This is a genomic window from Paenibacillus sp. W2I17 (genome assembly GCF_030815985.1).
Classification (GTDB): domain Bacteria; phylum Bacillota; class Bacilli; order Paenibacillales; family Paenibacillaceae; genus Paenibacillus.
On sequence record NZ_JAUSXM010000001.1, the window covers coordinates 2,789,305 to 2,809,530 of the forward strand.

A 20,226-nucleotide genomic window follows, 5' to 3' on the forward strand; every position below is an offset into this window, starting at 1 on the left:
GTAGTTCTCTATTTTTCTTGTGCTTTTCTACTTAAAAACATAAGCTTTTTCCCAACAAAAAAAACGACCGACATGGATGTCGATCGCTTACAATCGTTGGGGTTTGTGTTGAATTTACTTGGCCCGTTCCAAGACTGCAAAGTAATTTCCTTCGTTATCAGCAAAGTTGAAGACACGCCCCGTTGGCATCTCGACAATCTCTCCGACCGTTACATGTTTACCAGCCAAGTCGGCATATAACTGATCCAGATTTTCGGTGAAGAACATTAACGAAGGTGTGCCCAGATTTACACCTGCTGACATCCGCGCCACGAACTCTTTGTCATGGAGTATAATGCTTGTCTGCGAGTCTGGGGTAGGCGCAATCTCAATCCATCTCATGCCCTCGTCAAGGTTTACTTCATCCACAATGTGGAATCCAGCGACTTCGGTCCAAAAAGCCAGTGATTCATCTTGATTATTGACATACAACATAACCTGGCCGACTTTGCTAAACATGGATCAATCACTCCTCTGATCATCTAATCTCTTAACATCCTGCTTATCATTCCTCAAATTCCAATAGAGTATAACATGCAAGACAGCTTTTTTGATCATCTTTCTTTGCAAGTACTAACTACACATTAGACTTATTGCGTGGCTTTTAACTTCTTCGTAAGATAAAGTACAACATCGTCGTCCATAATCGTTTCTTCACCCGGCTGAATGTAATGATCATGTTTGTGTACACCGTGACCGTCTGGTATGTACCCGCGATGGGCATATAGAACTTGCGCTTTGCCATAATCGGAAAACACACCTACACCAATGCCTGCTACATCCGTTCGTTCCAGAATAACTTCCTCTGCTCGGTCCATCAACCGTGAACCAATACCTTGGCGCTGGAACTTCATCAGCACATTAAAATCGTTAATTTCGGGAATGCCTTGTTCCCTGAAAGACGGGTAGCCGGAATCCCACAATACATTCACGTATCCCGCAAATTCTCCATTCAACTCGGCTACCAAGGTTACGCGTTCCCCATTCTGTTGTTCAGCCAAGTAATGAAGATACTGCTCAGCGAATCTCCCCCAACCCTGCTCTTGAAACGCCTTTGATATGATTACAGGATCGCTCTCATTTAACAGTCTGATATGTACACTCATTGATGAATCCTCCTTAAAAAGATATTTCTCCTAGCTATATTCCCAGTCTATCCCGAAGCGATGTGATGTGAGCAACATGGTGTTTGCCATGCCAAGCATACATGCCCAGATTGTAATCCAGTCTTGTCGTTTCTTCCGATGAGGGATGATAAAACTGTTTGGCATAATCTGCATCTGTCAACGCGTTTAACAGAAACACCCAACGACGATGGAGGGCATCCAGAATCTGAAGCGAGAATTCGACATCCAGGTCTCTTGAATCACTCAATTCAGCCCAGCGCTCTTCATAATAAGGCCGAATCGTTGGTGTATCCTCTGTCAGTGCCAACTTGAAACGAATCATACTGTTCATATGGCTGTCTGCCATGTGGTGAATGACCTGTTTGAGCATCCATCCACCTTCTCGATACGGCAGACTTAATTGCTCTTCACTTAGTCCCTTTACTGCTTCTCGTGCGCGTTCAGGCAACTCAGCAATGTCCCGAATCCACTGCTCTCTCTGTGCAGACGTAACTTCGCCCGTGTGTACAAATGGTCCTATTGGAAATCTTTCATCCATCCATTATTCCTCCTTGTTTGTATGATTCAAAATAACTTTTAGTATTATCTAAGGAGCATATTCCATAAGCCAACAGTCTCTCATCTGTCCTTCATGCTGCTCATGTTTCTCCAACAGCTTAATCTTTTGGAAACCACATTTCTCGTAACAGGATATCGCTCGCAAGTTCCAGGATTGAGGGTCCATAACCACTTTACGGGCTTGTTTTTCATTAATCAGATAAGCCAGCATGGATTGCATCAACTGTGTACCAATGCCTTTATTCCAGTAGTCTACCTCACCAATAAACTGATCCGTTCCATAGATGATCTCATCCGTGTCTCCATAACCATACTCCGTTCGCTCTTCTTCCTCAAGCTCATAGAACTGAATGTATCCAATCGGATGTCCTCCATACTCAACGATACAGCGGGTAGCATCATCTTTCTGATTGTAAAAATGCTCTCTCACCTGTTCCAGGTCATGCGGCCGATCACGCCCTTCATAGTATTGAAGGACTTCCGGGTCTGACAGCCACTTCACCAGGTGTTGTTCATCTTCTGTGTCCAAGAAACGTACGGTGATTTCATTCGATTCATATACATTCATCATTCTCATTACTCCTTATTGATCTCCAGATTCTCACCCGTAACCCAACTCAGATCCTTCCCTAACAAATGCTCGTTGTGAACATAATACACCATGGGATTCTCAAGCGGCTGAGTCGTTCCATCCAAAGATCTGAGCGTTAACCGCAACTTGTAGCTCCCTATCTCATCAGGTATCGCAAATCCTATCAGATTATCAGCTGATTTCATGGTTTTCCCCTGCGCCTTCAGATACTTTTCCAGAATGACTTGATCAAAATAGGAGCTGCCAACAGACGAAGGCATGTACCATGCATCATCTTGTTCTTCAGTGAATGTGACCCCTTCCCATCCAGGCACAACGGGATACACCATATGTTGATCCTTGTCTTCTCTTTTTCGCGTTATCTCTAACTCTACCTCAACTGCATCCGTATCAATCTGCCTGATTGTGCCTGCCATCACAACATCCTGAGCACTCACACTTGGAATAACATAGCTGTATATGAGCAGAGTCACCAAGAGGATTATCGTTATTCCCGTAATCCAAAATATTGTATTTTTACGCATCTGTCTGATCCTCCCGTCTGGTTAATCATACTTCTGGAGTAGCTCCTTCTCTGTTAAAGATTGAGTTAACCTATCCAACTCAGGTGATGCCGTCCAATCACTGGAGGTGTTCAATCCATGTTTGATTGTATGTATCGCACTATGTGCAGACATATATATATTATGGTGGACTCCCGGCTGGACAATGATGTGCTCTCCTTCACGCATCACTCGAATGGAAAACATCTGATCGTCTCCATAACTGGCATACGCAATCCATCCGGTTTGCACCACATAAAACTCCGTTAGGTTGATATGTACATGACTGTTTTGCCATGCTCCGTGGGGAGAGGCAACGGTTCTACAATAGTAACTGCCATCTTCTGCTATTATTTTATATTTCTGTTCCCCGTTCGCCATCTGCTCGAAGCTGGTTTTGACACCCGTTTCACCATATTTCTGTTCTGAAAATTCTGTGTTCAATCGGCTTCACCTCCTGACAAATAATCCCTTTATTTAAACATTCGACATAGGTAAGTCGATTCTCCTGTTTGGATATGCGATATATCTTTGCTAAAATATGAAACCCTTCTCTTCCAGCTTCCGTATTAAGGTCGAAGCCGTATGTATCCCATATAATAAACCATCTGATCTGGAGGTTGAGCGCATGTCATTTTTCAAGAAAATGTTAGCCAGTGTAGGTGTTGGAGCAGCCAAAGTAAATACAGAATTGCATACACCAGAGGTCACGCCTGGAGGAATCATCTCGGGGGTTGTGTACATTGAAGGTGGAGATGTGGAACAGAACGTAGATCGAATCTATCTTTCAATCAAAACCCATTACATACGGGAGCACGATGATCGCAAAGTAAAAGAAACAGCCGTTATATCCAAATATTTACTCACCGAAGGTTTCACATTACAGCCCGGAGCCAAATTGGAGAAAGACTTCTCATTTGACTTACCAGAAAACCTGCCTATTACGCTACATCGTGCAGAGGTGTGGGTAGAGACGGGCCTCGATATTTCAAGCGCTGTAGACCCTTCAGACCGGGACAGACTGCATGTTGTTCCTAGCAAAGACATGAACACCGTGCTCGATGCAATTGATATCCTTGGTTTCAAGCTCCGTGAAGTAACCAACGACTATGCGCCGAAGCTGGGTGGCAATCTGCCATTTGTACAGGAATTTGAATTTGTACCAACAAACAAGTTCCGTGGGCATCTGGATGAGCTGGAAGTCATGTTCTATCCGATGGGCGATTCGCTGGAGCTGCTATTACAGATCGATCGCCGCGCTCGTGGCTTCAGTGGAATGTTCTCCGAAGCCATGGGCACGGATGAAAGTTTTGTCCGCCTGCATCTGTATGAACGACATCTGGCGCGAGGGGCGCATTCTGTCGCTCAAGGACTGGAAGAGATCATTTCCAAACATATTTAATCTATAGTTTGTGTTAACGAAAAAAAACCGTCCTTTATCAGATGCGTCGTCTGATGGAGGACGGTTTTTTGGTTGGTTCAGTTTCACAAGACAATACTTCAAGAACGCTGTGTCCAGCGTTCCATTCCTGATCGAAGACCGTAATATACTGCGGCGAGCAAAACGAATCCGGCAACAGCCATGATCATGGATGTTGTATCCCACCGAACAATAGTTCCAAAAGCAACCTTGGATTGCAATGGGTTACCGGAAGAAGCGGTGTTCATCAGATCAGGTACGTAATTCATAGTCATAATCATGCCTTGGACGACATTCCAAGCTGCAAAACCAATGATGAATAACAGGGTAACCAGAACGGATTCCATCGCTAATCGTTTGTTCATGCTTGTCATTTACCTCCTCTTCCCAATTCAATTAGACAAAACGTGCTGCATCTCCTGTTTCAAACGTTCTTTATTTTCGTCCACATATTGATACAGCAGGTCAAAGCTTTCTTCGTTATCCGATTGCATGCTCAAATTCGCAGCTTCCAGTTCAATCTGCTGTAATACCTCATGAATCTGTTCCCCGTGTGTTTGCAGGCTTGTCGTGATGTCATCTTCGGACAGGCCATTCACATTATCTCGTAATTGCCCGTGCGTTACGCCGCTTTCAGACAACATCTGCTCTATTTTCTTCAGGATCACGGCATCTGCATCATTGCCGATCCGCTCCATAGCTACTATCGTCTCACCCAGATACTGTCCGCTGGCATTCTCAAGGAAACCGGTCATCCCGTTCATGGACAGCTCGGTATCCAGATCGATGATCAGAATGATATCTCGCAATACTTGCGGAAGTTCCTGCCCACTTTCTCGAATCGTCGCAAATTCAGCCCGGTAAAGGTCCATCGCAACACTCCCCACCACTTCTTCACCTGACATCTCTTCAAGCTGATCAAGTGGTAACAACTCCTGCAATTCTTTTTGTAACTTGTTCATCTTTCTCTGCCTCCTGTATCTCTATCTATATATACGCCGACACGTTATTACATCATAGCAGAATACGCTATATAAGTTGAACTTACGGAAGTTTACATGTTCGTTCCGAAGTCATTTTACAGGGAATATCGTCAAGTTAACGTGTACTTGACCTCTGGAAAATGTTCCGCTGTTATGATCTTGGCATCACGAGTCTTGGGAGGGGTAATGATGCGCCTGGCCTTGTTCACAGACACCTATCTTCCGGAAACCAATGGTGTTGCTGGCACGCTCCACCGCTTGAGTAACCATCTGAACCGCAGAAGAATTGAACATCTGCTGTTTACTCCGAACTCCGTCATTGAAGGAAGCCATGAGACTCAAGTCAGATCGATTGCCAACATCCCTTTTTTTCTGTATCCCGAATGCCGCATTGCTCTACCCAACAGAGCAGACACTCACAAGCAGCTACAGACCTTTCAACCCGATCTGCTGCATATCGCCACACCTTTTAATATGGGGCTGCTTGGTCTGAGGTATGCGCTCAAACACCATCTTCCGCATGTTGTCTCCTACCATACCCACTTCGATCGTTATCTCGAATACTACCGGTTGAAAAGTATGATTCCTCTCTACTGGAAGTATATCCAGTGGTTCCACCGTGCCTGTGATGCAACCCTAACTCCATCGCAGGAAACGTTAAACACCCTGCAAACCCAAGGCATTCAGCGTCTGAAACTTTGGTCTCGCGGGATTGATTGCAACCTGTACTCCCCTGATAAACGCAGCTCGGATATCCGTGAACGATACCGCATCACCGCTCCCCTTATTCTACTCTACGTTGGACGCATTGCCCCGGAAAAAGATATCGCTACGCTCACGACTACCATGCAGCAGCTGCCCCAGGAAATGCAGTCCCGTGTACACTGGATTATCGTTGGCGACGGCCCATCTCTCCCCAAAATGCGTCTGCAATCCCCATCCAATGTCACCTTTACAGGCTATAAGCATGGCGAAGAACTTGCTGTTATGTATGCTTCGGCAGATCTGTTTGTGTTTCCTTCCTCTACGGAGACATTTGGCAATGTGGTACTGGAAGCGATGGCTTCAGGACTCCCTGTGGTGGCGGCCAATGCCGGAGGTGTAAAGGATCTGATATCCCACCACCGCAATGGTGTATTATTCGAGCCAGGTCAGCCCGATGCACTGATTCGGGAGATATGTCTCTGGGGAAATCACGTGAACCAATTGAGGATGATGGGACTGGAAGGCAGAAACCTGGCTGAGCAGCGGTCATGGGAGCATATTTTTGATACACTAATCGGGGATTATGAGGAAGCTATAGAACATCGGAACAGAAAAACGAAAGATCGAATTATTACAGCGTAATCACCTGTCTTGAGGTTATGCCACAACCCATAACTACCGCCACTGCCTTATGCAAAATTAAACCGGTTCGCTCGTTCAGGCTGCCATAGCATTTACACTCTGCTACGGTCAGCCTGAAACATGTTTCCAATACGTTTCATAACAAAACCTCCTTCTTGGAATGGGTTAAGCTATTTACACGGTATGTAGACAGATAGAAGCCGAAGTTATTGGAATTATTTAGAGTGTTTTGAATGATTGTATATAGAAAAAAGGCATGATCTCATTGAACTGAATCATGCCTTTTATTGCAAACAATCTATTGGTTGAATTTACTGAACGGGACTTTGATATCTACAAACCCTTTAGCGTAGGGTGCAACCTCATAAGGATAGAATCGGATGACGATCCCTTGATCATAGAAAAAGAATTCAGATGTTTGATCAAGCTGAAAATCATAAATATTTTCTTCAAAAATAGAAACTCCTGCATTATACATGGCTAATAGACTGTTGGAGATTGATTTCTCTACCTTCTCCATCTGAGTATCATCTTTAACATACTCGCTTAGCTTCAGTTCTTTCCCCGTTCTTAAATCATAGTTATATGAATTTGTCGCATCCATTCCATGTGCTCCGCCAGTGTACACATGATCTTCATATACCACAGATAACTTTTCTTTTGCATTGTATTTTACACTGGCCATGGTGATGTAGAAATAATTTTTGTTTGATTTCTTTTCTTCTTTGTCCAGGCGAGCTGCTTTCACTGCGTGGAGTTTAAATGTCTTGTTCAACTTATCCGTCACAGATTTCTTTCCACCTGTTAGATGTATGTATGGCTGTCCTTTGTAATATTCGACCTTCGTTTTCACTGTAATCGTGCTGCCTGCCTCTACATGACTACTCGGAAGAATTATAGCAATCAGTACAGTGATCAACAGGTAATTTATCCATCTCAATTTTTTTCTTTCGATTCTATATTTCAACATTATTGATAACCCCCTTTGACTCAAATGATTTCGTTTCCTGCATTCTATTCCATATTACCTGTGGAGTGCCCTTTAGGTCTGTTCCGCTCTGAACGTTGCCAATCCAGATGTCTTCTGCTCCCGGATGTTGTAAATAGTGCCTGAGCGTTGCTTTGATCAGAATAGACGAATGTAAGTCTAGTACCTCATCCAGCGGTATCCAGAATAACTCGCCTTCATCCGAGGGCATAAAATGTCGATGCGTGGTCTCTCCGAAATATACAAACTGCTGCCAAATCTCACCACCGTTAACTTCCAACAGAATATACCGAAGACGAAAGTGTTCGACATCTTCTTGCTTGAATCCGGTTTCTTCTTCAATCTCCCGATAGCTGGCGCTCATGGGTGCGTTCAGTTCCCCTTGTTCCAGATGTCCGCCAATGCCACCCCAGAATTCAAAATCAAACAATCTGTTACCCGCCTTCTTCATCATCAGCATGTCTGAGCCATTGCTCAAAAACGCTGTAGCCATCTGTCTAATCTCCATATGTATGTTCCTCGCTTTCCAGACTGTGATTATAGGAGTCTACTCGTCTATATAACTGCCTTCTACAGCAATTCCTTTAGCTCACTTAGATGCTCAATCGTATGTAAAGGACCCGACGTAATGCTGTCCTGCCACGGCTGGTTGACCTTCATCCAGATGGTGCTCATGCCTACGCTTGCTGCTCCTTCAATATCGTTCACGGGATGATCGCCAATGTAAATGCATTGCTCTGGTCTTAGACCGAAATGATCGAGCGCAAGCTGAAATATGCGTGGGTCGGGCTTTTTGACTCCTGCCTCTTCTGAAACAATAATATGGTCGTAATCCTCCCGGATACCGAGTTGATCGATTTTTCCATACTGAATATCGGTCTGCCCATTGGTGATTAACCCAGTTTGGTATTTCCCACGAAGATGCTGAACGACTTCTCGCGCCTGTTCCATCAGAACTGAACTTCGCACATACTCTCTGCCATAGAACTCCATCAGTTCTGCATGTGGTGGATGCTCTGCCCAAGGCAGTTCATGCAGCAACTCGTTGAACAGAAAGGGTTTGTCCTTATAACCATCTTCATCGAGCTCAATGATTCTTTTGAGAATATCCTCCGTGGACTCAAGATGGGCAAAATAGGTTTTAATCAAACTCCGAGCGAAGCCGTCAAAGGTCATCGTTCTGTTCAGAATTGTATTGTCCAAATCAAAAATAACGGCTTTAATATGATCCATCTTCCTTCTCCCCCAATTCCAGTACATGCGTTATCTTCTCCATACCCGTCACTTCTCTAAATCCCAAGTTGTGATAAAAAGATCCAGCAACCGGTTGATCCGTGTACAGAACCAGTCGAGCGTAATGATTTTCCGCTTTTTGAATAACCGCATCCATCAGCCTGCGCCCAACCCCATGTCTTCGAAATTCTCTCATCACATAAAGCCTGCGAATTCTTCCGGTATCAGTCACTTCAGAATAAGGATCTCTGTTCAGACCGCAGATCCCAACCACCTTATCTTGCATTCTGCATTCAAAAAGCGCTTCATCTTCTTGCTCGAATGTATTAATTCCTGTTTCATATTCATGGATTAATCGCTCGATATGTCTGAACCCCTCACTGGAGCTTTCGGCCAGCATCGCCACTAAATCGTCATGATTCCATACCGATATCTCCTGTATCTGCATGGTGTAACCGCCTCCATCATTTTAAATCAATGGTACACATGCAAACCCAACCATACATTGAATGATGGCCGGGTTTATCTTGTACAGCTCATTATCATTTTTTCTTTTTGTGATAGTGATAACCCGTGCACAGACCCTTTTGTTTGGATTTGGCTGAACAGTTATGTCCACCGTTCTTATCCAGTCTGCCTGGATGAGCATAAGCGGAAGAGGATACACCAACAAGTACGACAAGAGACAGGATTACGATAACAACCTTTTTCATAAGTCACCCTTCGATCAACACCCTATGCTTTAGGGCTTAATACGTGCTATATCATTCTACATGAAAATCCACAATTTGGATATAATTCATCTTTTTAGCCAATCCATTCTCATAAAATCTTAAATTGCTTTAATGCATGGGTGACCCCATCTTCACTTGCCCGCAGTGTGACATAATCGGCGCTTTGTTTAATTCGTTCTCCGCCATTTCCCATTGCAATTCCGATTCCCGCATACACTAGCATATCCACGTCATTCTCCCCATCGCCAAAGGCCATTGTGTCCTCTCTGGATATCTTCAGGTAGTCGAGAACATTCTCTGCGGCTATAGATTTGCTGACTTCGCTCGCTTCCAGCACATTCACTACATACGGATGGAATCTCACGAATCGTAGGGAAGGAAATCTGGATTGGAATTTCTCCGTCTCCGCTTCATCCGCATATAAACAAATGCAATATACGTCCTGTTCCAACGTGTTGATTTTCTGCGGGAAATCCATGAGTCCAAGCGTATCTCTTAAGGCGTCAGTAACACGACCATCTGCTGTACACAACCCGTTCGTATCAAATGACTCTGTAAAATATGAAATACTGTGCCCCTGCAACTCGGCAAACTCACTAAATGTTCTAACCATCTGTGCTGAAAGTACAGACTTATGTATCACTTCATCACCTGCTTTGATCAATGCTCCGTTAGCCGAAATGATCGTATCGATTCCGAGATTTCTGAATTCTTCGCATAAATTATAGGGCCTGCCTGTGACGAGTACGACTTGAACGCCTTTACGAATCAAATCCCGGATCGACTCAGCTGTACGCGGTGATAAACTCCGATCTATTTCGCTCAGCAATGTACCATCCACATCAAAGAACACAGCTCTAATCAAATTGTTCTTCCTCCTCTGTCTTCAATTAAAAAGAGCAAGTACAGAATAACCTTGTTTGGTCTTCCTGCACTTGCTCTTGCAATTAACGGGTCTGAACATCTTGGGTACGTCCCATGTACCATGATTGAAATGATTTGGCCGTATCCAGGGAAATGTCATGTGCCCGATGATGCAGTACTGGTTTGGCGCGGTTTACCGTATGAATGGAAGCCACACCGAACCAACGCTGTAACACATTACGGGTGATCTGCACTTCGATGACTTTCTCACGTTTGGAGATGAAGAGTGTTGACGTGAGCGCACCGGTTCGAAGTTGAATGAAATTCTGATGCAGAATGTATCGGGTATGGAAAAAGTCCATCACTCTGCATGTTGCAATCCACACGAGGAGAATCGCGGAAATCATCCACCAGGCATGTTTCTGCCCAAACACCAATGGTTTGAAGTACCACAATAAACCCGTGATCATGATCCACCCCCAGCTTGGTTTGAGCAGGCGCAGCCATAGTGATATTCGTGGGAGCTTTTCCATCTCTTGCGTAACCCGATAGGATGGCAGGATCTCCTCAATCAGGGTATAGGCTTGCTTCACAGGCAAGAAGGGATAGAGCGAGTTCACCTCCTGCTCGGATTCTCCCAGACTACCTGCAGTGGTCAGCTCTACTTCCGCCAGTCCAAGCAGCCTTTTCATCGGTGACTGTGTAATTTTGACGGCCTGGACTCGTTCTTTCAGGATTGAAAATGACGTTTGCTCCATCATGCCCTTCGAGATATAGATCCGCTTGGCATCCGAGGTGATCTGGAAATTGCCATACTTTACGAAGGTTCTGACTATGCCCAGAGCAATAGATATAATCAATAAAACTAAAATCATCAAACCGGCAATCCACCAAGAATCGAGCCAGGTTAACAACAAACTCTCCGTTACTTCTTCATCAGGGAAGAAGTCCTTCACCCAGGAATAGAGCGTAGCCAGGACCGGAATCAGTACGAGAAAACTAAGCGAGGTAAAGGATGCTTTGAATATGTCCTTGCGGGTGGAATGATAATGAACAACCCGTTCCTGTTTTTCTTTTGCAGGTAGAGACATGACTTCATCAGTTATAAAAGGTTCGGATTGCGCCTCTCTCTCTTCCATAGCCTGAACCGCATCCAACGTATCATGTTCCTCTGTTGCTCCTGCTGTTTCTGCTTCTTCAGCCATATGACCTGCTACAATTTTCTCCAGCTGTTCCGCTTCGGAAAGTGAAACAACGTGTAACTGAAAGGTAGCATCTTCTCCCTTAATTCCGGTCTCGAATCGAATCGACGTCACCCTGAATAAACGATGAAACAGCGTTGTATGACGATTCACATTCTGGACCTTCGTATAAGGTATCGTTCTTCGGGTACGGTTAAACACACCACTATAGATATGAAAGGCTGTATCGTCTGCTGCATAACGCGAGGTGAACCACTTCAGGATAATGGACAAGATGCTAATGGAGACACCTACATAAAAAGCGATTCTTCCATAGAATATCCATTGGGACTCCGAGCCCTGACGGAAAACAAACAAAAAAAGGACGATGGCGAACCAATTCTTTATCCGTTTCCACAAGCTCCACAGCATGGTTAATGGATGATGTCGCTTCATATCGATCATTCATCCACCTCATTAATCCGCGCATAGGACGCAATCTGATGACGGAGTGCAAGTGCGACTTCCTCTGGCAAGGCCGGGATTTCATGCGATGAACCCATCGTGCCAACCGATACGGAATAGAGTCCATATTTTCGCATTAAAGGCCCCTGATTTGTTGTAACCGATTGCACTTTCGCCATGGGGATGATCTGATGTACCTTGGTTAGCGCCCCACGCTTCAGTTGCAGGAACTCCTCATTCACATCATAGTACCAATGCTTGTATAACCATGACGGCTGGATGAAAATATCCCACACCGCATAGAGCACAGATATGGCCGTAACGCCCCACAAAATCCAACCAATCCACGTCTTCCATCCATAGATGGAGTCGAGTATTAACAGTACGGCAAGGATCAGGAAACCTATTACATTCCATATGATGGCGCTAATTCTCCACAAGTTTACCGCATGAGGGGACAGCCGTTGCTCGGGTGTATTCCACTGGATTGACATATGTTCACTCCTTTTTTCCTCGGGTACATAAAAACATACATGATACACTGTACGAACAATCGTCCACGATCGATGCAAAAAGATAAAGAGATGACCCCTATACAATACAGGTCGTCATCTCTTTTGTTCATTTCATTTTACTATAAAATTCTGTACTTCACATAACCAAACCATATGATCTGTTCCTTCGCCCCAATAGTTGTTCGCCACGACATAGGGTTCACCGAATTTGCGTTGCCACTTCTTCTGTGCGATCTGGTAACCGCTATCCAGGCAGAATTGCTGAATTCCCAGCCGCTGCAGTTCAGTAACCAGTGCGAGAATGAGCGCTGAACCAATCCCCTGACCTTGAACATCGGGCAACACGTACAGGCTACCCAGTTCTCCGATATCGTTCAGCCGGCCCTCTGTACATTCTCGAATCTCCTTACCACACGGTCCATACGAGATTGTGCCTACAATAACATCTCCCATTTTGGCGACGAGGTAAAAATACACTTGCTTTGATGTTGTCCTTTGCTTGCAATGCCTTGTGAATCATCGCTTTTTTCTGTGTTATTTCATCCTGAATATCATCCAGAAGCGAGCCTATTCCCTCCTGATCAAATGCTGCGGGGAATGGTTGTCTCGAACACCTGATACGCTCCATCTGCATCTGATTGCGTCAAAGGTTCAATGGTAATTTTGTCATCCACAGGTTCTTCTCCGTTCCATATACCTTCTTAATCTGTACGTCGCTGAATCAGCCTTCTTAGTTGATTCGAATCCTCAAGGGATATGCTATATCCAGTGTGCGTGTCTTCATGGTTTACTAACAGGCCTTGCATCTTGGGATCCATTCCTAATGAAAGATCATACCGTGTTATCGAGCTGTCCGCATTTGTTATGCTCATGTCGTACTGTGTACCATAATCGAGAATGCCGGGCAAACGCTCAGCCTTATGTATGGCCTCCATCATGATCCGTATCTCATCAGATCGATCAAACTCAACATCTTGGCATGGTTCCAAAGTGAGGTCTGGATTACAGGTTAAGGTGATCAACAGAGGAAGTCCCTCTTCCGCGTTCGATTCATTCGGTTTACTGCACCCTGCAATGAACGTGGCAATGACAAATACGAGCAACACTCCTACATATTTCACCATACTGCGTGCCTCCCTGACTTAGTATTAATAAACTAGTAATGAGTAGAGAAGTAATAAATACAGTATATAATGAAATGACTCAACTGCACTAACTATCTATATTCATATCAAGTTACGTAACTCCGGGTCCCATGAAGACAACATAGAGATCAGTCGCTCTACGGTCTCTTCCACAAATACCTGAACTCTCTCACCCGTGATGAACTCAGGAGTAATTCCCGGTTCTTCCCCATTAAGAAAAGAAAACGTGTGGTCCCGCCAGCGTACAATCTCATCAGCAGTTAAACGACCCGTCATGTCATAACCCGGTGAACTGTTGAGCACCTGCCATACCTCTTCGCTCCAACTTGAACCTTGATAGAGATTGAAATCGATCTGGTCCGTCTCCTGGTAATATAAACGCGCCAGTTCATCCTTCGATCTGCTACTGCCTGTATGTTGGTCTACCTTGTTGACCCGTTCGACGAATTCGGGATGCACACTCCGGAACCAGTAATAGTCTGTCAGCACATGCATAAAGTATCCTCGCACAAACCACTTCCATCCTTCATCGTTAAGTTGTTGCATATAGCTTGAGTAGAGATCCTTCAGTTCACCAACGTAATCTCCATTATCTTTCGGGTTGAAATGGGTGTATTCCTTATCATCTCTGGTTGTACCTTCGCGCATATGTATGGAATCTGGGGCGATATTCCCCAGATAGAATGAACCTCGATCAGCCTGCATTTGCAGCGAGTCTGCAATCAGATTAGCAATATTGAGATGAACCATAGGTAACGGCATAGAGTTAATCTCCTTTTATCGGGGAAGTATTCTACTATACTTAGAAAAAGAAACGATATAATCTACTGGTGCAACGTACAGATCTCGCGAATAGTGAGACTTCGCTAGGTTCCACCTTTTTTCACCGTAGATGCGTGATTAACCCTGTATTCTCTCCACTTGCGTCCGGTCAAACAGCTGCTCCAGATCCGTATGGTACTCCGGGTGCTCCTTCACAAGCAGACTAATATATTCCGATCCACATTCATAGAACATCAAGCGGTTAAACGGAGCTGTGTCTCCCATATGATTGCTTTCCTGCCCAAATTTCGCTCGAATCAGATTCTCAATATAACGCGCGTAACCCTCGTTCCACTCCAACCAGCTCCAATACTCGGCTTGTTCTTCATTTAATGAACGGAACAGTGCCATTCTAGCTGTCTGTACTTGCGTCAGGTCTTTACTCTTCAAAGCAGACAACAATGAGTTAATCCGTTCCACAACGATTTCATCTTCATACGGAAACTCATAATCCAGTTCCCATGTTACGCGCTTCAGTTGATCCATTTTATGCTTAATCTTGAGACGGTTGACGATCCGTTCATCATATTTCTCATATACATAACAATGAACATATTCGTGGAACAGATAAACTTTCTGCTCCAGATCTTTGAACGCTGCATCCGTTACAATCGCACACATTCGTCCGTCCATATGGTGCACCGGCATCGCAGCAAGGCATTCATCTGGAATATATAAATCGTCCGGAACCGTCTTCACCCACTCATATTGCTGCGTTTTGGACGAATAATCATAGATATATAATAAAGCTTCATAGGCTACAACCACTGGATAATGTTCTGCAAACAAAGGATGTAGGCTGACCAAGTCTTTCTGAAGCTCGTTTAACTCGTTAATTTGCTCTAAAAAAGCATCCATGTCATTAACCCTCTCTTTACTGGATTGATGCGTTAATCATACTAGAATAGGAAAGATAAAACACTGAGAGAAAAATGATAATTCTGTTCGAGTATGAGCTGGTGAACGTTAGAAACGCTCTCCTCGTTTCTCATACAGGTAGATATCCAGTGCCTGAATCCCACGTCGGGCTAGCTTAATAAACAGGATTAGCGCATACACGCCCAGTCCATATAACAACACATTAATCAACATTGCTAATATTGTAATGATAGAACCAAACATCATCATTATTCCTCCTAATAGACCCTTATAAATATTCACTTCCTATTCTAGCATATTTTTCCTCAGTTAACTTTTCTGGTAGATGTAAGGGGCATTTAGCGTGCTTATCAGTTAAAATAAAAAATCTACCACTCAACTCAGGGAGTGGTAGATCCATGATCAAATCTGATATTCATAGATTCGCGTCTCTTCATCATCAAGCAGGTATCCTTTACCGATATAAGTCCAATTACTTTTCTCGTAATAATCGGTCAGATCAGTACACAAATACAGCTTGTCATACCCTTTCGCTTTCACCTCATTCATCGCATGGGTCTGAAGTTGTCCACCCAGGTTCTGGCCCCGATATTCTGGATCAACATGAAGACATGCAAACCATGGAAAGAGATCCTGCCTGCTATTCAGATCACTTCGTAATAATGCGTACCCACCGATAATTCTGTCTCCGTCCAGCATCACATAAAACCTTGGCACATCACTCTCTGTGTCCACAGAACGCTCTATACAATCCCGATAGAAATGAAAGCTTGATTCTGAGCCCCATTGTTTCCAGAAATACTGTACTGCTTCTTGCAGCACGTCCGGCTTCTGCCGAATATCAATAATTTGCAAAATGTTATTCTCCCTTCACTTGGATCTGATTCAACATATATTCCGCATAATCCAGAAGTAATGCTTCACTCAAATTCACATTTTCCAGTTCACCATTGTACTTTGCAAGACATTGTGAGATGACGTCCGTGTATTTAGCGGGTAGCTCTGTGAGCGCCCATGCTCCTGCTTCTCGCTTGGAGTGAATGACTGAATCTTTCACATACAAGAGAACCCGGGACAGGTTCAATACATAGTAGACTGGGTTGTCCACAATTTCTTCCATAGCTGAACTCGCGTCCGATGTGATTGAGGCAATCATATGTTCACGATTTTCCGGTTGGAACAGATTCTTAATGGGTTTGCCATCCAGCACAATACCTCGCTCATAGATGACCGCCATATGTGCTACCAGATCCAGATCTTCATATCCACCACATAGATATTGCTCATCCGTTCGATATTTCTCCCGGTGATAGGCAGAATAATGAAACTCAAAAGGAGTAGGGTATGCCATAGCAACAATCGTAGATTCCAGTACAATACTGAGTTCAAAGCCTTTCGTAATGTGCATCTCATCTTCAATATGCATTAACTTTTGTGCAATCCTTCGATAGGTGTCGGCAGATCGCTTTTCCCGGCTAACGACCAATATATCGATATCACTCTGGTTCGGATGAAAGCATCCCATGGCCATAGAACCGTGTAAATATATCCCCACCAATGCATCCGTTAATTCTTCTTTCAACATACGAGTAACGCTATCTAAAACAGTTTTTCCATTCAACAAGAGTCTCTCCTTTATGTAGAAGATCAGGTCGCCAATGCAACGTTCATTTCACGCACAAAAACAGCTGTGCCCTTAATTCTGACATCCATATCCTCACCATCCCGAATCACACTCACTTGAACTTTTCCATCTCTTCCAATCTCATGCCCCTGTTCTACCACAAACTGTACCTTATCGATCTCCGGTTTCACATAGGTTAAATAATAAGCACCCATCACCCCGGAGGCTGTTCCAGTCACTGGATCTTCCGTCGTACCAGAGTAAGGTGATGAAAAATGTCTGGCATGCATCATCACATCGGAATAACGGGTTTCGAAACAAAAGGGATGAAGGGAAGCCTTAGGATTATCAATTAAAATTCCTGGGAACAGCGAAGAATCCGGTTTCATCTTCATAAAAGAGTTCAGTTCACGAATCGGGATTAATACCGTCCAGGTTCCTGTACTTCCATAAACGATTGGCGTAGAATGGTCAACCTCATCCAGAGTGAGATTGATGGCGCTTACCAGCTTCTCGATATCCCCCTGGAACGGTATAAACTGTGGCTGATCCTGTTTCATTTCCATGTAAATGGTGTCGGCATTGCGCTCAAATCGTATGGGTAATGTACCTACATTGGTTTCAATTGTGATCAACTCTTTGTCACTTAACATCCCACGCGTCTTCAAACCATACAGTGATGCCATTGTGGCATGACCACACAGATTAATCTCATGGCCAGGTGTAAAATAACGTAATCGGACGTCAGCTACTTCAGAGTTCAACACAAATACCGTCTCATTAAAACCAACCTTATAAGCGATCTGCTGCATCTCCGTCTCACTGAAATGATCAGCATCAAAAACCACTCCTGCAGGGTTACCTTGACCGGGAACTGTAGAGAAAGCATCATAATGATAGACCGTAATATTACTCATCAACAGACCCACTCTCTCTGTAATCTACGAGACGCACATTTCCATATAACTCTACGCTTTCACCATCAATTACAACCCCGCCACCATCTTGGCACACGTAAATCGCCGTACGATTAACACGGTTATACTCTCTTAATGAATCCAGGCTGTCTTCCGAACCATCCCAGTGCGGTGCAAATTCAAAATCAACGAGTCCCAGTGCTCCCATATCTTTCAGATCTACATTGTTTTCATCAGCATCTTCCCCATACCCTGCTATCTCTATCGTAGGTGTAGTCAAAATACTGCCTGCACTGACCCCAATCAGAATGCCGCCACTCTTCACATAGGAATGCAACAAACCAAGCACATTTCTCTTCTGTAATAAACTTAGAAAATAAAACGTATTCCCTCCGGATAGATGAATCGCATCACATTCGAAAATAGAGCCAAATGTTCTCTCCTCATACTCCAGATCAAGATCGTAAAATTGAATGTTATCTATTCCTATTTGATTATAGTAACGTCTAGTGTGTTCAAAATACTTCCGCTCCGGGTCGGAGCACGAAGGGATATATCCGATGGAAGGCTGTTCACTGTTAAATAAGCGTAGTATTCTCTGATCCAATTTATCGTTAGATTTGAATACCAAATCACTTAGCAGAACCAACGTAGTCATCTTATGCCCCCCCGTACCTATTAGACTGACTTAAACTCTCTATCCAAAATCGAGAAAAAATACTGGTCTGTCCACTGATTGTTCCACCATAGTTCTTCCTGGTAGACGGCCTCCCGTGTCATTCCCACATGCTGCATCAGTGCTGCTGAGCGAACGTTTTGCGAATTACACATGCCGACGACCTTATGAGCTTGTAACTCTTGAAACGCAAATTGTAACAAAAGACGTGTAGCCTCGCTCCCATATCCGTTGCCTGCGTATTCTGAAAGCACACCGTATCCAAGTTCCCAGCTTTTTCGGTAATCCACATAACTCCACATCTGAACGATACCAATGGGTGTATCTTCCGGATCATTCAATCGGCGTATAACGAAATCATAGGCATACGGTTTCTCATCTGCGACAGCAAAATGGCTGCGATATTTCTCACGGACCTTTTCCTCATCCGTTTCAACAGTTTCCTCAAAGCTCCAAATGTTTGTGTCACATTCAAGTTGACATATGAAGTCGAGGTCCTGCTCTGTGACTGTTGTTATTCTTACCTTCTCTCCCACGAATTCCATGTGGATTCATCTCCTTTGGATTATCCAGCGTTCCCATAGGACTACTGCATTTGCCCATTAATATATCTTCTGTGACTTGCAGATGCTTCCTGAACCCACAAATCCAACTCCACTCTACTAACAAAAAATTTATCCTGAACCTTAATGAAAGGAAACATTCTCCCATCAAAGAAACCAGATACCGTGAAACTCCCTTGTTCAGCCTTAATAATACTCATCACCTGTTCTTCAGTCATACTCAGATACTCCCCAGTTTCTTGAATCGTTAATAATACTTTATCGTTAGGTACTTCTTGCTCTACTGCATGAGTCAGTTCACTATTTCTCTCCTGAGTCGTTAACAATATGCAGCCAATAATAAACGAGATACCCAAAATGACACTGGATAAAAGTATGGAGAACGGAACAGATTTCATGTAATCCCTCCCTGCCAAAAAAATGGATTAATCATTAAACGTTTCGGATTATGTACTGTCCTGCTTCACCAAGAAAATCACTTTTGGTTAGCCCTTTTTCTCCGAGTAAAATCCTGTAGTTCGATATCGTACCGTCATGTGAAATGATAAACGTATTGCCACTCTGTTTCCTGCACCATTCAAGAAGCTGTTCAGCTAATATCTTGAACCGACATGCATCCATCTGATTAATACTTTCTTCCCAACAATCCAACCCCAGCTCAACCAATCTTATGTCAGCATAATGATGGCTGAGCTCTTCCTTGGAATAGATCTGATCGCAGACGAAAGGAACAAACTCTGGATTCTGAGGAAACATTCTTGGGCCAACCAGCGGGCTGAAGAATACAAGATTTTTGTTAGGGGTTAGGAGTTGCGCTGTTTCAATAGTACGTTTCGTTGGACTAACCAAAATGACGTCTTCAGGAGCAAAAACCACTTGTTTACGCAACGCTATAACCTGACTTTTTCCCAATTCAGTGAGGCCAGGGTGCAGGCAATTTAATTGATTAGGGTAATCCATCAAGTGTTCGCCATGACCATGACGAATAAATGTAATGTCCATAGGCACCTAT

30 protein-coding genes are annotated in these 20,226 nt (G+C 44.0%); 2 read left to right on the forward strand and 28 right to left on the reverse strand.

The window, feature by feature from the left end; translation table 11 throughout:
- Positions 1-114: 114 nt before the first annotated feature.
- From QF041_RS12210 to QF041_RS12235, 6 genes are all read right to left on the reverse strand, one after another.
- Complete coding sequence (locus QF041_RS12210) at positions 115-498, reverse strand: VOC family protein (RefSeq protein WP_307414372.1); 384 nt, start codon at positions 496-498, stop codon at positions 115-117.
- Between the two features lie 131 nt (positions 499-629).
- Positions 630-1,145, reverse strand: coding sequence for a GNAT family N-acetyltransferase (locus QF041_RS12215; RefSeq protein WP_307414373.1), 516 nt, complete (start codon positions 1,143-1,145; stop codon positions 630-632).
- A 34-nt stretch (positions 1,146-1,179) separates the two neighbouring features.
- The gene (locus QF041_RS12220) at positions 1,180-1,704 is read right to left on the reverse strand and encodes a YfiT family bacillithiol transferase (protein WP_307414374.1); all 525 of its coding nucleotides are present in this window, start codon (positions 1,702-1,704) and stop codon (positions 1,180-1,182) included.
- Between the two features lie 48 nt (positions 1,705-1,752).
- A complete protein-coding gene (locus QF041_RS12225) occupies positions 1,753-2,292 on the reverse strand; it encodes a GNAT family N-acetyltransferase (protein ID WP_307416954.1) in 540 nt (179 codons plus the stop codon).
- Between the two features lie 8 nt (positions 2,293-2,300).
- Positions 2,301-2,840 carry a hypothetical protein gene (locus tag QF041_RS12230; RefSeq protein ID WP_307414375.1) on the reverse strand — a complete coding sequence of 180 codons (540 nt, stop codon included), beginning with the start codon at positions 2,838-2,840 and terminating at the stop codon, positions 2,301-2,303.
- Between the two features lie 21 nt (positions 2,841-2,861).
- Positions 2,862-3,302 carry a cupin domain-containing protein gene (locus tag QF041_RS12235; protein ID WP_221822753.1) on the reverse strand — a complete coding sequence of 147 codons (441 nt, stop codon included), beginning with the start codon at positions 3,300-3,302 and terminating at the stop codon, positions 2,862-2,864.
- A gap of 184 nt (positions 3,303-3,486) precedes the next feature.
- On the opposite strand from QF041_RS12235, the gene QF041_RS12240 reads away from it, so the two are divergent.
- Positions 3,487-4,260 carry a sporulation protein gene (locus tag QF041_RS12240; RefSeq protein ID WP_307414376.1) on the forward strand — a complete coding sequence of 258 codons (774 nt, stop codon included), beginning with the start codon at positions 3,487-3,489 and terminating at the stop codon, positions 4,258-4,260.
- A gap of 98 nt (positions 4,261-4,358) precedes the next feature.
- Here QF041_RS12240 and QF041_RS12245 read toward each other — a convergent pair whose 3' ends face one another.
- Positions 4,359-4,643, reverse strand: coding sequence for a hypothetical protein (locus tag QF041_RS12245; RefSeq protein WP_307414377.1), 285 nt, complete (start codon positions 4,641-4,643; stop codon positions 4,359-4,361).
- Between the two features lie 27 nt (positions 4,644-4,670).
- Complete coding sequence (locus QF041_RS12250) at positions 4,671-5,240, reverse strand: DMP19 family protein (RefSeq protein WP_307414378.1); 570 nt, start codon at positions 5,238-5,240, stop codon at positions 4,671-4,673.
- Positions 5,241-5,447: 207 nt separating this feature from the next.
- Between QF041_RS12250 and QF041_RS12255 the strand changes: the two genes are divergently transcribed.
- Positions 5,448-6,608, forward strand: coding sequence for a glycosyltransferase family 4 protein (locus QF041_RS12255; protein ID WP_307414379.1), 1,161 nt, complete (start codon positions 5,448-5,450; stop codon positions 6,606-6,608).
- A 298-nt stretch (positions 6,609-6,906) separates the two neighbouring features.
- Here QF041_RS12255 and QF041_RS12260 read toward each other — a convergent pair whose 3' ends face one another.
- The 20 genes from QF041_RS12260 to QF041_RS12355 form a co-directional block, all read right to left on the reverse strand.
- Positions 6,907-7,578, reverse strand: a complete 672-nt coding sequence (locus QF041_RS12260) for a DUF3298 and DUF4163 domain-containing protein (RefSeq protein WP_307414380.1) — start codon at positions 7,576-7,578, stop codon at positions 6,907-6,909.
- Positions 7,565-8,089: an NUDIX domain-containing protein gene (locus QF041_RS12265; RefSeq protein ID WP_307414381.1), complete on the reverse strand. Its 525-nt coding sequence runs from the start codon at positions 8,087-8,089 to the stop codon at positions 7,565-7,567. Before QF041_RS12265 ends, QF041_RS12260 begins: the two co-directional genes overlap by 14 nt.
- A 77-nt stretch (positions 8,090-8,166) precedes the next feature.
- On the reverse strand, positions 8,167-8,829 hold the full coding sequence (locus QF041_RS12270) for an HAD family hydrolase (protein ID WP_307414382.1): 663 nt from the start codon (positions 8,827-8,829) through the stop codon (positions 8,167-8,169).
- The gene (locus QF041_RS12275; RefSeq protein ID WP_307414383.1) at positions 8,816-9,277 is read right to left on the reverse strand and encodes a GNAT family N-acetyltransferase; all 462 of its coding nucleotides are present in this window, start codon (positions 9,275-9,277) and stop codon (positions 8,816-8,818) included. Before QF041_RS12275 ends, QF041_RS12270 begins: the two co-directional genes overlap by 14 nt.
- A gap of 94 nt (positions 9,278-9,371) precedes the next feature.
- The gene (locus tag QF041_RS12280) at positions 9,372-9,542 is read right to left on the reverse strand and encodes a YHYH domain-containing protein (protein ID WP_094030640.1); all 171 of its coding nucleotides are present in this window, start codon (positions 9,540-9,542) and stop codon (positions 9,372-9,374) included.
- Positions 9,543-9,651: 109 nt separating this feature from the next.
- Positions 9,652-10,428, reverse strand: coding sequence for a Cof-type HAD-IIB family hydrolase (locus tag QF041_RS12285; RefSeq protein ID WP_307414384.1), 777 nt, complete (start codon positions 10,426-10,428; stop codon positions 9,652-9,654).
- Between the two features lie 82 nt (positions 10,429-10,510).
- A complete protein-coding gene (locus QF041_RS12290; protein WP_307414385.1) occupies positions 10,511-12,073 on the reverse strand; it encodes a PH domain-containing protein in 1,563 nt (520 codons plus the stop codon).
- Positions 12,070-12,567, reverse strand: coding sequence for a PH domain-containing protein (locus QF041_RS12295; RefSeq protein ID WP_047842183.1), 498 nt, complete (start codon positions 12,565-12,567; stop codon positions 12,070-12,072). The genes QF041_RS12290 and QF041_RS12295 overlap by 4 nt, the downstream gene beginning before the upstream one ends.
- Positions 12,568-12,699: 132 nt before the next feature.
- Positions 12,700-13,065, reverse strand: coding sequence for a GNAT family N-acetyltransferase (locus tag QF041_RS12300; protein ID WP_307414386.1), 366 nt, complete (start codon positions 13,063-13,065; stop codon positions 12,700-12,702).
- A 224-nt stretch (positions 13,066-13,289) separates the two neighbouring features.
- Positions 13,290-13,712, reverse strand: a complete 423-nt coding sequence (locus QF041_RS12305) for a YhfM domain-containing protein (protein ID WP_307414387.1) — start codon at positions 13,710-13,712, stop codon at positions 13,290-13,292.
- A gap of 102 nt (positions 13,713-13,814) precedes the next feature.
- A complete protein-coding gene (locus QF041_RS12310; protein ID WP_307414388.1) occupies positions 13,815-14,495 on the reverse strand; it encodes a zinc dependent phospholipase C family protein in 681 nt (226 codons plus the stop codon).
- Between the two features lie 138 nt (positions 14,496-14,633).
- The gene (locus QF041_RS12315; protein ID WP_307414389.1) at positions 14,634-15,413 is read right to left on the reverse strand and encodes a hypothetical protein; all 780 of its coding nucleotides are present in this window, start codon (positions 15,411-15,413) and stop codon (positions 14,634-14,636) included.
- Between the two features lie 108 nt (positions 15,414-15,521).
- On the reverse strand, positions 15,522-15,683 hold the full coding sequence (locus QF041_RS12320) for a hypothetical protein (protein ID WP_307414390.1): 162 nt from the start codon (positions 15,681-15,683) through the stop codon (positions 15,522-15,524).
- Between the two features lie 153 nt (positions 15,684-15,836).
- Positions 15,837-16,289 (reverse strand): GNAT family N-acetyltransferase, encoded by a 453-nt coding sequence (locus tag QF041_RS12325; protein WP_307414391.1) that lies wholly within the window; start codon positions 16,287-16,289, stop codon positions 15,837-15,839.
- 4 nt (positions 16,290-16,293) lie between these two features.
- Entirely contained in the window at positions 16,294-17,055 is a 762-nt protein-coding gene (locus QF041_RS12330) for an aminoglycoside adenylyltransferase domain-containing protein (RefSeq protein WP_307414392.1), read from the reverse strand.
- Between the two features lie 26 nt (positions 17,056-17,081).
- On the reverse strand, positions 17,082-17,975 hold the full coding sequence (locus QF041_RS12335; RefSeq protein WP_307414393.1) for a PhzF family phenazine biosynthesis protein: 894 nt from the start codon (positions 17,973-17,975) through the stop codon (positions 17,082-17,084).
- Positions 17,968-18,633: a Type 1 glutamine amidotransferase-like domain-containing protein gene (locus tag QF041_RS12340; RefSeq protein ID WP_307414394.1), complete on the reverse strand. Its 666-nt coding sequence runs from the start codon at positions 18,631-18,633 to the stop codon at positions 17,968-17,970. Before QF041_RS12340 ends, QF041_RS12335 begins: the two co-directional genes overlap by 8 nt.
- A 20-nt stretch (positions 18,634-18,653) precedes the next feature.
- Entirely contained in the window at positions 18,654-19,196 is a 543-nt protein-coding gene (locus QF041_RS12345) for a GNAT family N-acetyltransferase (RefSeq protein WP_307414395.1), read from the reverse strand.
- Between the two features lie 41 nt (positions 19,197-19,237).
- The gene (locus QF041_RS12350) at positions 19,238-19,612 is read right to left on the reverse strand and encodes a hypothetical protein (RefSeq protein WP_307414396.1); all 375 of its coding nucleotides are present in this window, start codon (positions 19,610-19,612) and stop codon (positions 19,238-19,240) included.
- Between the two features lie 34 nt (positions 19,613-19,646).
- Positions 19,647-20,216, reverse strand: coding sequence for a phosphoglycerate mutase family protein (locus QF041_RS12355; RefSeq protein WP_307414397.1), 570 nt, complete (start codon positions 20,214-20,216; stop codon positions 19,647-19,649).
- Between the last annotated feature and the right edge of the window lie 10 nt (positions 20,217-20,226).

What these genes read in the sequence shown, in the direction of transcription:
- QF041_RS12310 (WP_307414388.1), bottom strand. Translation starts at nt 14,495, where the DNA reads ATGCCGTTACCTATGGTTCATCTCAATATTGCTAATCTGATTGCAGAC.
- QF041_RS12340 (WP_307414394.1), bottom strand. Translation starts at nt 18,633, where the DNA reads ATGACTACGTTGGTTCTGCTAAGTGATTTGGTATTCAAATCTAACGAT.
- QF041_RS12320 (WP_307414390.1), bottom strand. Translation starts at nt 15,683, where the DNA reads ATGATGATGTTTGGTTCTATCATTACAATATTAGCAATGTTGATTAAT.
- QF041_RS12255 (WP_307414379.1), top strand. Translation starts at nt 5,448, where the DNA reads ATGATGCGCCTGGCCTTGTTCACAGACACCTATCTTCCGGAAACCAAT.
- QF041_RS12335 (WP_307414393.1), bottom strand. Translation starts at nt 17,975, where the DNA reads ATGAGTAATATTACGGTCTATCATTATGATGCTTTCTCTACAGTTCCC.
- QF041_RS12265 (WP_307414381.1), bottom strand. Translation starts at nt 8,089, where the DNA reads ATGGCTACAGCGTTTTTGAGCAATGGCTCAGACATGCTGATGATGAAG.
- QF041_RS12355 (WP_307414397.1), bottom strand. Translation starts at nt 20,216, where the DNA reads ATGGACATTACATTTATTCGTCATGGTCATGGCGAACACTTGATGGAT.
- QF041_RS12315 (WP_307414389.1), bottom strand. Translation starts at nt 15,413, where the DNA reads ATGGATGCTTTTTTAGAGCAAATTAACGAGTTAAACGAGCTTCAGAAA.
- QF041_RS12350 (WP_307414396.1), bottom strand. Translation starts at nt 19,612, where the DNA reads ATGAAATCTGTTCCGTTCTCCATACTTTTATCCAGTGTCATTTTGGGT.
- QF041_RS12270 (WP_307414382.1), bottom strand. Translation starts at nt 8,829, where the DNA reads ATGGATCATATTAAAGCCGTTATTTTTGATTTGGACAATACAATTCTG.
- QF041_RS12290 (WP_307414385.1), bottom strand. Translation starts at nt 12,073, where the DNA reads ATGATCGATATGAAGCGACATCATCCATTAACCATGCTGTGGAGCTTG.
- QF041_RS12240 (WP_307414376.1), top strand. Translation starts at nt 3,487, where the DNA reads ATGTCATTTTTCAAGAAAATGTTAGCCAGTGTAGGTGTTGGAGCAGCC.
- QF041_RS12210 (WP_307414372.1), bottom strand. Translation starts at nt 498, where the DNA reads ATGTTTAGCAAAGTCGGCCAGGTTATGTTGTATGTCAATAATCAAGAT.
- QF041_RS12305 (WP_307414387.1), bottom strand. Translation starts at nt 13,712, where the DNA reads ATGGTGAAATATGTAGGAGTGTTGCTCGTATTTGTCATTGCCACGTTC.
- QF041_RS12275 (WP_307414383.1), bottom strand. Translation starts at nt 9,277, where the DNA reads ATGCAGATACAGGAGATATCGGTATGGAATCATGACGATTTAGTGGCG.
- QF041_RS12215 (WP_307414373.1), bottom strand. Translation starts at nt 1,145, where the DNA reads ATGAGTGTACATATCAGACTGTTAAATGAGAGCGATCCTGTAATCATA.
- QF041_RS12345 (WP_307414395.1), bottom strand. Translation starts at nt 19,196, where the DNA reads ATGGAATTCGTGGGAGAGAAGGTAAGAATAACAACAGTCACAGAGCAG.
- QF041_RS12295 (WP_047842183.1), bottom strand. Translation starts at nt 12,567, where the DNA reads ATGTCAATCCAGTGGAATACACCCGAGCAACGGCTGTCCCCTCATGCG.
- QF041_RS12280 (WP_094030640.1), bottom strand. Translation starts at nt 9,542, where the DNA reads ATGAAAAAGGTTGTTATCGTAATCCTGTCTCTTGTCGTACTTGTTGGT.
- QF041_RS12225 (WP_307416954.1), bottom strand. Translation starts at nt 2,292, where the DNA reads ATGAATGTATATGAATCGAATGAAATCACCGTACGTTTCTTGGACACA.
- QF041_RS12230 (WP_307414375.1), bottom strand. Translation starts at nt 2,840, where the DNA reads ATGCGTAAAAATACAATATTTTGGATTACGGGAATAACGATAATCCTC.
- QF041_RS12245 (WP_307414377.1), bottom strand. Translation starts at nt 4,643, where the DNA reads ATGAACAAACGATTAGCGATGGAATCCGTTCTGGTTACCCTGTTATTC.
- QF041_RS12220 (WP_307414374.1), bottom strand. Translation starts at nt 1,704, where the DNA reads ATGGATGAAAGATTTCCAATAGGACCATTTGTACACACGGGCGAAGTT.
- QF041_RS12260 (WP_307414380.1), bottom strand. Translation starts at nt 7,578, where the DNA reads ATGTTGAAATATAGAATCGAAAGAAAAAAATTGAGATGGATAAATTAC.
- QF041_RS12250 (WP_307414378.1), bottom strand. Translation starts at nt 5,240, where the DNA reads ATGAACAAGTTACAAAAAGAATTGCAGGAGTTGTTACCACTTGATCAG.